Raw genomic sequence first — 12,584 nt, forward strand, 5'->3', positions numbered from 1 at the left:
GGATGACTGTGACGTGCTAAGAGGATACTATACAGCTGCAAGTGGTATGATAACGCAACAACGCCGTCAAGACACATTATCTAATAATATCGCCAATGCTCAAACCCCAGGTTTTAAACAAGACCAAGCCATGACACGTTCGTTTCCAGAGTTACTCGTTAAACGGATGGGTGGCGAAGAGATAAAGACCCAAACGAATAAACATTTAAGCTTATCAAATCAAGTCGGTCCACTGACAACGGGCGTGTATGTGCATGAAACGTTAGCTGACCAAACTCAAGGAACACTACAAGAAACGAATATGACAACCGATATGGCTCTGGTGAACGGAAATATACCTGACCAAGACGGCGCATTATTTTTCACCGTTCAAAATGCTGAAGGTGATGTGCGCTATACGCGAAACGGTAACTTTACGGTTGATGGGGAAGGCTACTTGACAACGAACCAAGGGTATTATGTGTTAGATGATGCTGGAAATCCAGTATTCACAAACGGAGAAAACTTTACCGTGACACCGGAAGGTGTCCTAACAACAAATACCGAACAGATTCCTCTGCAAATAAACTATACAGCGAATCATTATGATTTAATTAAAGATGATGAGAATCTCTTTACGCTCACAGACGAAGACGGTGAAGTACTTGGTGCAATGGAAAATGCGAGAGGGGCTCTAGGCGTGACATTCTCTGTTAGTCAAGGATTCCTAGAAGCATCCAATGTGGATACAAGTCAAACGATGGTTGATATGATGCAAGCGTACCGATTATTTGAATCAAATCAACAAGTGGTTAAAGCGTATGATAAAAGTATGGAAATAGCCGTTAATCAAATCGGCAGGTTAAACTAAAGGAGGGGATTAGATGAGTCGAATGGGTATCCAAGCCGCGACAACGATGCGTGAGTTGCAACAAAAGCTCGACCTTATCGGTCATAACGTAGCAAATGCAAACACAACGGGCTATAAAACACAAATGGCGAATTTTAGTTCACTCCTTTATCAAAATATTGATAACTTTAGTGATGAAGAGGCGAATAGTGTTGGACGAGTGACCCCACTTGGTATTAGACAAGGTGCTGGCGCGAAAGTCGGTCATACGAATAATAACTTCACTCAAGGAGCATTAATAACGACAGAGCGTCCGTTGGATTTAGCTCTGACAGAAGACAGACAATTCTTTGAAGTGGCTGTGACTGAAAATGGTGAAACAGAGACGCGTTTCACGCGTGACGGTTCTTTTTATTTACAACCAACAGAAACAGGTGACACAGCACTAGTGACCAGTAATGGTCATGCGGTATTAGATCAATTTGGTGAAGCGATTATCATTATCAAAGGGTTTGATGATGTCGCACTTGATGCATCTGGACAAGTGGTTGTTGAAAGAGGGGGCGTTACCAATGCTGAAGCAGCTCTTTCTGTTGTTGAAGCGATTCGTCCACAGTTCTTAGAACAGACAGGTCAAAACCTCTTTAGATTACCAGACGTAACGGAAACAGGCTTTGAAGCAAATGAGATTATTGGACAAGTCGCAGAAGTCAATGTGGCTGTCGGTAGCTAGAAGGATCTAATGTTGAGTTATCAACACAAATGACGGAATTAATTCAAACGCAACGGGCGTATCAATTTAATGCCCGTACGATTTCAATGCATGATCAAATGCGTGGATTAATTAATCAGATGCGCTAAGGAGTTAATTATGGATAATCAAACAAATGATCAGGTTCAAAAAACTGAAGTAAAGACGATAGAAGAAAATGATCAAAAAGAAACACGTGAAGAGAGAAAACAAGCGCGGAAAAAACAAAAGATAGAAAGGAAAGAGCGACGAGCGGTACATCGTATGTTTCCTATCTGGCTAAGAGTTATAGTTGTTCTCTTATTGATTTTTATCGCACTTATTATTGGTCTATTAGTCGGTTACACGGTGTTAGGTGGCGGAGAAGAGCCATTAGAAGTGTTGACCTTTGATTTTTGGCAACATATCATTGATATTATTACAGGTGTTGAATAAGGAAGCAGGATTCTGCTTTCTTTTTTAAATTTTTTGAAGGAGTTGGTACTAATGTTAGATATTAATCAAATTAAAGAAGTGATTCCTCACCGTTACCCATTTTTACTCATTGATCAAGTGGTTGAGATTGAAGAAGGAAAACGTGTCGTCGCAAAGAAAAACGTCACAATAAATGAACCATTCTTCCAAGGTCACTTTCCGGATTATCCAGTCATGCCTGGTGTTCTAATCGTTGAGGCACTTGCGCAAGCTGGGGCAGTTGCGATGCTTAAAAAAGAAGAGAACAAAGGGAAGATTGGCTTTTTAGCAGGGATTGATTCTTGTCGTTTTAAACGTCAAGTTGTACCGGGTGATATCCTTATGTTAGAAGTAGAAATTACAAGACTTAAAGGTCCCATTGGTAAGGGAAAGGCAAAAGCAACCGTTAACGGTGAGCTTGCTTGTGAAGCTGAAATTATGTTTGCGATTCAATAGAAAGGTGGAAACATATTGACTAAGAAGATCTCATATTTATTCATACTTCTCACTCTCTTTATTTTAATTCTAATTATGAATCAAATCGAGATTAAAGGAGCAACTTTTGATGATGATGACCGTTATTTTGAAGCATCGGATAATGATCTAGAAATATATGATAACCGAAGTGGGAAGCTACAAGTTATCGGAACCTTAAAAAAAGGTGAAATTTACCCGAGAGTAAATGATTATAGTAATTGGCATCAGATACAGTTTGGAGATTATTATGGATTTGTGTCTAAAGAAGAAACAAAACCGTCTGATGGAAATATACTTAAAAATGAAAATATAAGCTATCCAACAACTGGTCGAACATTGGTAGCATTGGTAGATACTGAGGTGTATGATAATACATCTGGGGAATTAGTATCTTTTGCAACAATAAAAAAAGGAACTAAGACAACTATTGTTTCTGATTATAGCAAATGGTGGCGTGTTATCATAAGTGGACGAGTTGGTTACCTGTTAAAAAATAATGTCATGGTGGAATTTGATAGTCATGACCTTTACTTTGAAGTAACTGAAGATAATCAAAAGATATATGATAATCGTAGTGGAAAATTAGAGGTTATCGGAACCTTAGAAAAAGGTGAAATCTACCCGAGAGTAAATGACTATAGCAATTGGCATCAGATACAGTTTGGAGATTATTATGGATTTGTATCAAAAGAAGGTACCAGACCTTCCGATGGAAATGGCTTAAAAAATGAAATTTTTGCTTCTCAGGATAGCAATAGAGCATTTTCTGCAAAGAAAGATATTTCAATTTATAAGAATTCTACTGGAGAATTGATTCCATTTATGCATATAAAAGAAGGGGTTAAGGTCAACATTGCTGGAGAAAAAGATAGTATGTGGAAGGTGATAATTAGTAATCGAATTGGATATTTATCAAAAGATGAATTGAATACTAATTTTTCTGTGAAAGATCGTTACTTTAAGGTAGTTGAAGATAATTTGGAAGTGTTCGATAATCGGGATGGAAAATTAAAACGTATAGCTGTACTTAAAAAGGGTGAAGTATATCCTAGAGTAAAAGATTATACTAACTGGCATAAAATTCAATTTGGGAATTATCACGGTTTTGTATCGAAGGTTGGTACAATTCCTTCTGAAGGTATAGAGTTAAAGAACGAAAATAATCATTATCCAATAAATGGTCGTGTTTTTACCGCTAAGAGAAATGCGGTTATATATGATAACACCACAGGTTCATTAGTACCGTATATGGTTATTCAAAAGGGAGCGCAAGCAACGATTATTTCAGATTACAGTAACTGGTGGCGTGTTGTGGTGGGTAGTCGAATTGGTTATATTCGTAAAGAACATGTTGATGTACCATTTAATAAAAGGGATCGGTATTTTATGCCGATTGTTGATAACTTAGAAGTTTATGATAATCGAAGTGGCAAGTTAGAATTGATTGCAACTTTAAATAAGGGTGAAGTATATCCTAGAGTAAAAGATCATACTAACTGGCATCAAATTCAATTTGGAAATTACTCTGGGTATGTTCCTAAGCAGGGCACTGTTTTGGCAGATAATCGACAACTTAATAATGAAAATAAAAGTTATGAAAAAAACGGTCGAGAATTAATCGTTCAAAGAGAGACAAAAGTTTATGATAATACATCTGGAAAACTAATTCCGTTTACATCCTTAGTCAATAATACGAAAGTTGTTATATTGGCTGATTATACTAACTGGTGGAAAGTAGTGATAAGTAATCGTGTTGGTTATGTATCAAAAACTGATGTGATGGTTCCAATTATATCATCTGATCAGTACTTTACGACTATTCAGGAAGATACAAGAGTGTTTGATTCTGAGTTAAATGCATCCAATGTAATCGCCACTCTTCCCAGAGGCAAGATTTATAAAATTGATCGAGTGATGCTTAATGGATTTATTCAAGTGAATCTAGGCGGTAAAAAAGGATATATTAAATCGGTTGATGTATCTCCAGCTCTTAAACATAACGAAACCTTTGTTAATGATCATTTGAATATAGGTACATTAACAATAAAAGAAGATAATATACCATTATACGACAATAATAATGGTTATTTAGAAAAGGTGGTTAATACGAGAAAAGGGATTACTTTAGAGGTTAGGAAAGATTATGGTAATTGGTTGGAAGTTAACGCGCTAGGTAGGTATGGTTATGTATCTAAAAATGATATAACATATAATATAATGAAAGCTGTTGATCTTGTTCAACCGAAAAGTATTTATTCATATGAACAAATGGTTAAAGATATTCATGAATTAGAGACTAACTATTCTAAAATTATAAGTACTAAAGTAATTGGTGAAAGTGTAAATAATCGAGATATTTATGCTGTCAAATTAGGTAATGGTGAAAAAAAAATAATGTTAAATGGTAGTCATCATGCAAGAGAGTGGATGACTACGAATGTTCTAATGGAAATGATTGATTATTATGCGGCTACATATGTAAAAAACGGTTCAGTCAATGGTTTGAAGATGAAAGATGTCTTAGATGATGTTAGTATCTGGTTTGTTCCAATGGTTAATCCTGATGGGGTGACTTTAGCCCAAGTAGGCATAAATGCTGCAAATTCAAAACTAATTTCGTATAATTATGGTAGTACTAACTTTCAAAGGTGGAAGTCTAATATTAATGGGGTAGACTTGAATAGACAGTACCCCTATTTGTGGAACTCTATTTTGTATAATAAGTTAACTCCAAGTTACGAAAATCATAAGGGGAGTTATCCTTTATCAGAGCCAGAAGTGAAATCTATATATAATTTTACAAATCAGATGAATTTTTCAGCAACGATTGCTTACCATTCATCCGGCGAGGTTATATATAGTCGCTATCGTCATAATCCAACAATAAGAGAAGCGGTAGAGCTGATTGGAAGAGTTACAGGCTATCTTCCAATTGACTTATCTTCTAGTGTAAGTGGTGGTGGATATACAGACTGGTTCATAGGAACGAAAAATAGAATTGGTATGACTATAGAAATTGCCCCCCTTCAAAATGAAAGACCAGTACCGCTGTATTACTGGGATAGTGTCTGGAATAAAAATAAGTCCGTGGGAATACAATTAGCTAATTTTGTGAATAATCTGTAAAACAATCGAACAAGATTGAGAAGACACTAATACATAAGAGATTAGTGTCTTTTTGATAGGTTATTACAACAATCATAATGTTATCTAAAGAAGTATTAATTGTAGGAAAAAACACCTTATTATCTAAAGATTAGTATGAATATAATAAGCAATGTGTTATCATTAATTGCGATAAATAATTAAAGTAGGTTTAATAATATGATGTATATAAAAATAATAGTTAGTTTTGTGATTACAGTGCTGTTTACAATATTTACAACACCTTTATTCAAAAAGTTAGCTTTTAAAATTGGTGCTACAGATGCTCCATCGTCAAGAAAGATGCATGTCAATACAATGCCGCGATTAGGGGGGCTAAGTATTGTAAGTGGTGTTATTATTGGTTTATTAATCATACAACCTAATGATATTGGGTTGATTGGTGTATACGTTGGCGGTGTAATCATTGTTTTTACTGGAGTGTTAGATGATTTATTCTCTATTCGACCATCAGTAAAGTTGCTAGGTCAAATTTTAGCTGCTATAGCAGTTATATCTTCAGGTTTACTTATTGATAAATTGACTGTACCAATTCTAGGTTCGGTTGAACTAGGTTTTTTTTCATACGCAGTCACAGTTATTTGGATTGTAGGTATGGTAAATGCCATAAATTTAGTTGATGGATTAGATGGTTTGGCCGCCGGTATTTCTTCAATAGCATTAACTAGTATTGCGATTATAGCTATCGCAGATCAAAGATTAATTGTTATTCAATTATCGATGGTAGTTATTGGAAGTACAATTGGTTTTCTTTATCACAATTTTTATCCTGCAAAGATTTTTATGGGGGATACAGGTGCGCTTTTCTTAGGCTATTCTATAGCCGTTATATCTATGTTAGGGCTATTTAAAAATGTTGCAGTGTTTAGTTTTTTAGGGCCAATTATTATCGTAGCTGTGCCTATTTTCGATACATTTTTTGCTATTATTAGACGTGCAATAAATGGTCAACGAATTGGAGTCGCTGATAAAAAACATATTCATCACCGGTTACTAGACATGGGTTATAGTCATAAAGCAGCCGTCCTGATTATCTATTTTTTTAGTGCTTTTTTTGGATTAATGGCTATTGTGTTTACTAGTGCAAGTACTCAAGTATCAGTATTAGTATTAATAGCTGTTATACTTGGGATTCAAGTGATTGCCGAACTCACACATATAATAAGTGAAGAGCAGCGGCATATTACCACCTTTTTTAAGAAAATCTTAAAACTGATGAAGCGTAATTAAGGAGAGAGAATAGTGAAGAATGAAAAAGTTTTCGATTCTGAGAGGAAAGTTAAGTATTTGTTTCAAAAGTCTTATAAAAAATCTGATGAATTAATAATTGTGTTCTCTGCATTTCACTCAAAGGGAACAAGACCAAGATACAATTATGTTCGAACATTAGAAGGGTTCAACGCTAATAAATTATTTATTTTGGATGATTTTGGTGCAAGAGGCTCATATTATCTTTGCGAGAATAGAGATTTTTCAATTGAGAGATCTGTCTCCGCTCTAATACAAGAAATAATAAATCAATATAAAATTAAAAAAGTAATGTCATGTGGGTCTAGTAAGGGGGGTATGCCGCTTTATATTATGGGCTGAAATATAATTTCTCTAATATAGTAGTAGCGTCTCCCCAGTACTTATTAGGAGATTATTTATTAGAAGACACCAAAACGAATGATGTAGTAACATTTATGTCTGGTAATGATGGTGCTGAAGATAAACAATTTTTAAACAATATATTTAATGATATGTTAAATAAAACTAATACTAAGCCAAATATATTTATTCATGTTGGCAATCAAGAAAAACATTATTTTAACCATGTTCAGCCCCTTATAGGCGCTTTCGAAAAAAAGGAAATACAATACACATTAGATTTAGGAGATTATTCGGAGCACAAAGATGTCGTGAAATTTTATCCTGACTTACTTAAAAATAAAGTGCGTGAGACTTTTAATTATCCGATGTTAAGTATAGAAGAAATGATAAAAAGAAGTGAAGAAAAGAATCAATATTCAGTGAAAATAAAATCAGACTCTTCACAAAATGAATTTGCCTGTTACTTATATAAAGACAGAGAAAAAGTAAAAGAAATGAAATATTCAAAGAAACGTAAATATAGATTTTCAATAGAAGGTAGTGGGAAATACCACCTGAAAATATTCGCGAAAAATTCGGCATCTAAAGTGTACTCTAAAACACAACCAGCCGTATTCTTCTAAATAGTACATGTTAAATAAAACCTGTTATTTATATTTGCTAGTTAAATCTTATAGATGTGATTCAGTTAGGTTGATGAAATAATGAATAAAAAAGTATTGATTTTAACGCAAAATTTTTATCCCGTAGTAGGAAGTGCTGGGAATAGAATGAAAAATATTTTTGAATTGTTAAACGAGCATGATGTCCAGACTGATGTGGTGACTATTGAACCAAGTTATCCTAATAAAAAATGTATAGCAATAATAAGTATTGGGATGATGTTTCTTATAAAGATAACCCGAGAATTAAGAGAATAAGTTTACTTTCAAATAAACTAGGTTCCGACAAATTTAGTCGTCTTCTATTCTATCTTGAAATGATGTGGAAGTTCATAATTGAAATTGTAAAAACCTCAAAAAAAGATTATACACATATTTATGTATCTTCACCACCAATTTTTCTGGTACCAGCAGCGATTATAGGAAAGAAATTATTTAAAAAAGAAGATGATCCTAGAAGTGCGAGATTTATGGCCAGATAGCTTGGAGGGAGTCAAGGTATTTAATTATTCTTGGCTGATTAATTCACTTAGAAAATTTGAAAAAAAAATGTATAATGTGGCTGATTTAATTGTTGTTAATAGTCCGGCTTTTGAAAAACATATTTACAAAATGCTCGGTGATAACAATAAAAAGATTTTATTTTTACCTAATGGTGCGCGATTGAACGAGTTACAAAAAGCTTCGGCAAATAAAGATGGATTTAGTTCTTTTTCAATTGTATATGCTGGTAATTTAGGTTTAGCACAAAATATTGAGCAATTGATGCTATTAATAAAGAAGTTACATGCTCATGATATTTTAGTCAATCTAGTTGGATATGGATTGAAGAGCAAGAAGTTAAAAGAGTTTATTGAAGAAAATGAATTATCGAACGTTATATTTCACAAACCGATGTCAAGGCGTGATAGTTTAAAAATAATAAGTAATTGTAATCTGTCTGTGGTGTTTTTAGCAGACGAAGCGGTTTTTACGACAGTATTACCTGGGAAAATTCTTGATTATATGACTTGTGAAACCCCTGTAATTGCAGGAGTTAAAGGAGAAGCAGCAAATGTAATCAAAGAATCAAATGGTGGAATTGTCTTTAATCCTGGTGAAATAGACAAAATGATTGATACTATTGTGACGTTAAGTAACAATAAAGAGGAAATGAATAGATTAGAAGAAAATTGCAAAAACTATATTTTGAAAAATTATATATGGGAAGAAAATATTTTAGAATTAATCCAAGTGATTAAATGCCCTATGGAAGGATGTGAAAAAAGATGACTAGAGTTGGAATGTTTGTGTGGAACACCTTTACTAATGATGCCCGTGTGTTGCGAGAATGTACAACGCTCTCGAAAAATGATTATATAGTTGATTTAATCTGTCTGCATGATCCAAAGCTAAAAGATCTTCCAAGGCATGAGGAAATTAACGGTAATTTCAATGTGTATCGATTAGATCGTTATCCAAAAACTTTACTTTCTATTATTGAAGTATTAAAATTTTTAAAAGGACACATTTTATATCTAATATTGAGTATTATTTTATGGTTTGCTTTAGGAATCTTATTTCCTAAAACTGTAGTTGTATTATCCTTTTTATTATTGCTAGTTTTATTGCCTAAGACGAGAGTGTTATGGATAAGAGGGTCGTTAATATTTCGTATGACTCTAAAAGGGTATAAAGGGAAATATGATATTTATCATGCCAATGATTTAAATACCTTACCACAAGCTTATGTGAGCGCGAAGTGCCGTTTTAAAAAGAAAGTATTAATATATGATTCTCATGAAGTGCAAACAAGCAGAACGGGGTATAATAGCCCTTTGTATAAGCACTTTGAACATTTCTTTGTTAAAAAAGTAAATGAGATGATTGTAGAAAATCATACTAGAGCAGCGTACAATAAAGAATTGTATGGGAATTATCCTCATGTTCTGCATAATTATCCTGTTAGTGATGCTGTTAATGATGCAGAACCAGTAAATTTGCATGAACAGCTAAATCTTAACGAAGAAGAGAAGATTCTTCTTTATCAAGGTGGGATACAAGAGGGTCGAGGTTTAGAGAAATTAATTGAAGCATTCCCGTTTTTTAAAGAAGGTACGTTAGTTTTTATTGGAGATGGAAGGATAAAGCCAAAGTTACAAACTTTAGTAGAGGAAGCTAATCTTAGTGATAAAATCAAATTTTTAGATAAGGTACCTTTGAGACAACTTCCAGGATATACGAGAAATGCTTATCTCGGATTTCAAGTTCTTAATAATATTTGTTTTAATCACTATTCAGCATCATCAAATAAGCTATTTGAATACATGATGAGTAAAGTACCGGTCATAGCATGTGATTTTCCTGAGATAGGTAAAGTAGTAAAGGAAAACCACATAGGCGAAACGGTTGATCCGCATGACCCATTAGATATTGCGAGAGCTGTGAACAAATTATTAGATGATGAAAAACTTAGGAATAAGTATAGTGAATCTTGCATTTTGGCTCAAAAAAGATATAATTGGGATTTGGAGCAACAATATTTGTTAAACATATATAATAACTACAAAGAGGAGATTTAAGAAATGAAGATTTGTACAATGGGATTAGGCTATATTGGTTTACCAACATCTATTATGTTTGCTAAACATGGTGTTGATGTTGTAGGAGTAGATGTTCATAAGCATGTCATTGATTCTTTAAATAGTGGACTATTCACATTGAAGAGCCAGGATTACAAGAAGCTTTAGAAGAAGTAATTGAATATAAAAAATTTGTAGCAAAATTAGAACCAGAGCAAGCAGATGTTTTTATCATCGCTGTTCCTACACCTAATAAAGATGATCAACATAAATCATGTGATCTAACTTATGTTTTAGATGCAACTAAATCGGTTATTCCCTTTCTAGAGAAAGGAAACGTATTAATCGTTGAATCTACTATCGCCCCTAGAACAATTGATGATTATGTTAAACCTATGGTAGAGGACGCAGGTTTTGAAGTGGGTAAAGATATTTATCTTGTTCACTGTCCAGAAAGAGTTTTACCAGGCCAGATATTGCATGAACTTATATACAACAACCGAATTGTTGGTGGGATCACTGAAGCATGTACTGAAAAAGGTGCTGAAGTGTATCAGACCTTTGTCAAGGGTGAGATTATTAAAACGGATGCAAGGACTGCAGAGATGTCTAAATTAATGGAAAACACTTTCCGAGATGTTAATATTGCTTTGGCAAATGAATTAGCCAAAGTTTCAAACAATTTAGGTATTGATGCGTTAAAAGTAATTGAAATGGCTAATAAACACCCTCGTGTAAACCTTCATACACCAGGACCAGGTGTAGGTGGGCATTGTTTAGCTGTTGATCCTTATTTTATTATTGCAAAAGATCCAGAAAATGCGAAAATGATTAATCTATCTAGAGAGATTAATTCTTCAATGCCAGCATATGTTGTTGACAAAACAAATGACTTAATGAATAAAAATAACGGCAAAAAAGTTACGGTATTCGGTTTAACCTATAAAGGAAATGTTGATGATATTAGAGAAAGCCCAGCTATGGACATATACGAGATATTGAAGGCAGAAAACAAATTTGAAATTGTTGCTTATGATCCACATGTTCAAAATGACTTCGTAGAGAAGGATCTTCACAAAGCAATTAAAGATACTGACCTGGTTCTTATATTATCAGACCATAACGAATTTAAAGATTTATCTGCGGATGAATATTGTGATTTAGATGATAAAGTAGTTTTTGATACTAAAAATGTTGTCAAAACCTATCGTGAAAAATTAACTTATGTTAATTATGGAAATCTGTATCAATACATTTTAAAAAAATAAACTAAACCATAGAAAAGGAATAAATATATGTTTAATAATGTGAAAACAATTTTAAAAGAACAAATAAAAAGTCGAGATTTAATTATGCGTATGGCTAAATTTGAATCTAAAAGTAAATATGAAGGACACTATTTGGGCTCATTATGGCAATATATTCATCCTGCAATTCAAGTAGCTATTTATTGGACTGTGTTCGGTTTAGGGATTAGGGGGGACGTCCGATTGGGGATGTCCCTTTCTTTCTTTGGCTACTAATGGGGTTAATACCATGGTTTTTCATTGCACCATCTATAATTCAAGGTTCAAATAGTGTGTATTCGAGAATAGGGTTAGTTTCTAAAATGAACTTTCCCATTAGTATTTTACCTACAATTAAAATGGTCGTTGCGAGCTATCAATTCTTTACCCTACTGACTTTCTTGATTGTGCTTACACTTATTTATGGAATCACACCAACATTACAATTTTTACAGATTTTTTATTATATTTTTGCTATGTATATGTTTTTGTTTTCATTATCAACATTTACGTCCACAATCTCGACAATAATTAGAGATTTTCAGGTGTTTTTACAATCAACAATAAGGGTGTTAATGTACATGTCACCAATCATGTGGTTACCGTCAGGTAGACTAGCACAAATATTAAGATTAAATCCAGTTTATTATATTATAGAAGGTTTTCGGGATGCTTTCTTATCAAGAGGTTGGTTCTTTGAAGATCCAATTTATACTCTTTATTTTTGGGTGTTGACTTTCACTTTACTTTACTTTGGTGCTAATGCACATGTGAAGTTTAAAGATGATTTTATGGACTACATGTAAT

At 33.6% G+C, this 12,584-nt stretch carries 12 protein-coding genes and 2 pseudogenes; all 14 read left to right on the plus strand.

The features are described 5' to 3' along the window. Window positions 1–13 precede the first annotated feature (13 nt). A complete protein-coding gene (locus JCM19043_RS04575; protein WP_062320393.1) occupies window positions 14–850 on the plus strand; it encodes a flagellar hook-basal body protein in 837 nt (278 codons plus the stop codon). Between the two features lie 13 nt (window positions 851–863). Continuing rightward, on the plus strand, window positions 864–1,562 hold the full coding sequence (locus JCM19043_RS04580) for a flagellar hook-basal body protein (RefSeq protein WP_369813756.1): 699 nt from the start codon (window positions 864–866) through the stop codon (window positions 1,560–1,562). A 29-nt stretch (window positions 1,563–1,591) separates the two neighbouring features. Continuing rightward, a complete protein-coding gene (locus JCM19043_RS18635; protein ID WP_369813757.1) occupies window positions 1,592–1,690 on the plus strand; it encodes a flagellar basal body rod C-terminal domain-containing protein in 99 nt (32 codons plus the stop codon). Window positions 1,691–1,700: 10 nt separating this feature from the next. Next, on the plus strand, window positions 1,701–2,015 hold the full coding sequence (locus JCM19043_RS04585; RefSeq protein WP_082394415.1) for a DNA-directed RNA polymerase subunit beta: 315 nt from the start codon (window positions 1,701–1,703) through the stop codon (window positions 2,013–2,015). A gap of 51 nt (window positions 2,016–2,066) precedes the next feature. Next, complete coding sequence (gene fabZ / locus JCM19043_RS04590) at window positions 2,067–2,489, plus strand: 3-hydroxyacyl-ACP dehydratase FabZ (RefSeq protein ID WP_062320395.1); 423 nt, start codon at window positions 2,067–2,069, stop codon at window positions 2,487–2,489. Between the two features lie 75 nt (window positions 2,490–2,564). Then, window positions 2,565–5,636 carry a M14 family zinc carboxypeptidase gene (locus JCM19043_RS04595; RefSeq protein WP_197274738.1) on the plus strand — a complete coding sequence of 1,024 codons (3,072 nt, stop codon included), beginning with the start codon at window positions 2,565–2,567 and terminating at the stop codon, window positions 5,634–5,636. Between the two features lie 198 nt (window positions 5,637–5,834). After that, window positions 5,835–6,905: a glycosyltransferase family 4 protein gene (locus JCM19043_RS04600; protein WP_231631396.1), complete on the plus strand. Its 1,071-nt coding sequence runs from the start codon at window positions 5,835–5,837 to the stop codon at window positions 6,903–6,905. 12 nt (window positions 6,906–6,917) lie between these two features. Beyond that, complete coding sequence (locus JCM19043_RS04605) at window positions 6,918–7,265, plus strand: hypothetical protein (RefSeq protein WP_062320399.1); 348 nt, start codon at window positions 6,918–6,920, stop codon at window positions 7,263–7,265. Between the two features lie 95 nt (window positions 7,266–7,360). Further along, on the plus strand, window positions 7,361–7,891 hold the full coding sequence (locus JCM19043_RS04610) for a hypothetical protein (protein ID WP_062320401.1): 531 nt from the start codon (window positions 7,361–7,363) through the stop codon (window positions 7,889–7,891). Between the two features lie 81 nt (window positions 7,892–7,972). Then, a complete protein-coding gene (locus JCM19043_RS04615) occupies window positions 7,973–8,188 on the plus strand; it encodes a hypothetical protein (RefSeq protein WP_062320403.1) in 216 nt (71 codons plus the stop codon). A 201-nt stretch (window positions 8,189–8,389) separates the two neighbouring features. Then, the gene (locus tag JCM19043_RS04620) at window positions 8,390–9,202 is read left to right on the plus strand and encodes a glycosyltransferase family 4 protein (protein ID WP_197274739.1); all 813 of its coding nucleotides are present in this window, start codon (window positions 8,390–8,392) and stop codon (window positions 9,200–9,202) included. Next, on the plus strand, window positions 9,199–10,491 hold the full coding sequence (locus tag JCM19043_RS04625; RefSeq protein WP_062320407.1) for a glycosyltransferase: 1,293 nt from the start codon (window positions 9,199–9,201) through the stop codon (window positions 10,489–10,491). Before JCM19043_RS04620 ends, JCM19043_RS04625 begins: the two co-directional genes overlap by 4 nt. A gap of 3 nt (window positions 10,492–10,494) precedes the next feature. Continuing rightward, a pseudogene (locus tag JCM19043_RS04630) lies at window positions 10,495–11,759 on the plus strand (nucleotide sugar dehydrogenase). A gap of 27 nt (window positions 11,760–11,786) precedes the next feature. Continuing rightward, a pseudogene (locus JCM19043_RS04635) lies at window positions 11,787–12,583 on the plus strand (ABC transporter permease). Window position 12,584: the final 1 nt, after the last annotated feature.

The sequence above is a fragment of the Halolactibacillus sp. JCM 19043 genome (genome assembly GCF_001310395.1).
In the GTDB taxonomy this organism is placed as follows: domain Bacteria; phylum Bacillota; class Bacilli; order Bacillales; family Amphibacillaceae; genus Halolactibacillus; species Halolactibacillus miurensis.

What these genes read in the sequence shown, in the direction of transcription:
- JCM19043_RS04610 (WP_062320401.1), top strand. Translation starts at nt 7,361, where the DNA reads ATGTCTGGTAATGATGGTGCTGAAGATAAACAATTTTTAAACAATATA.
- JCM19043_RS18635 (WP_369813757.1), top strand. Translation starts at nt 1,592, where the DNA reads ATGACGGAATTAATTCAAACGCAACGGGCGTATCAATTTAATGCCCGT.
- JCM19043_RS04615 (WP_062320403.1), top strand. Translation starts at nt 7,973, where the DNA reads ATGAATAAAAAAGTATTGATTTTAACGCAAAATTTTTATCCCGTAGTA.
- fabZ (WP_062320395.1), top strand. Translation starts at nt 2,067, where the DNA reads ATGTTAGATATTAATCAAATTAAAGAAGTGATTCCTCACCGTTACCCA.
- JCM19043_RS04595 (WP_197274738.1), top strand. Translation starts at nt 2,565, where the DNA reads ATGAATCAAATCGAGATTAAAGGAGCAACTTTTGATGATGATGACCGT.
- JCM19043_RS04580 (WP_369813756.1), top strand. Translation starts at nt 864, where the DNA reads ATGAGTCGAATGGGTATCCAAGCCGCGACAACGATGCGTGAGTTGCAA.
- JCM19043_RS04625 (WP_062320407.1), top strand. Translation starts at nt 9,199, where the DNA reads ATGACTAGAGTTGGAATGTTTGTGTGGAACACCTTTACTAATGATGCC.
- JCM19043_RS04585 (WP_082394415.1), top strand. Translation starts at nt 1,701, where the DNA reads ATGGATAATCAAACAAATGATCAGGTTCAAAAAACTGAAGTAAAGACG.
- JCM19043_RS04600 (WP_231631396.1), top strand. Translation starts at nt 5,835, where the DNA reads ATGATGTATATAAAAATAATAGTTAGTTTTGTGATTACAGTGCTGTTT.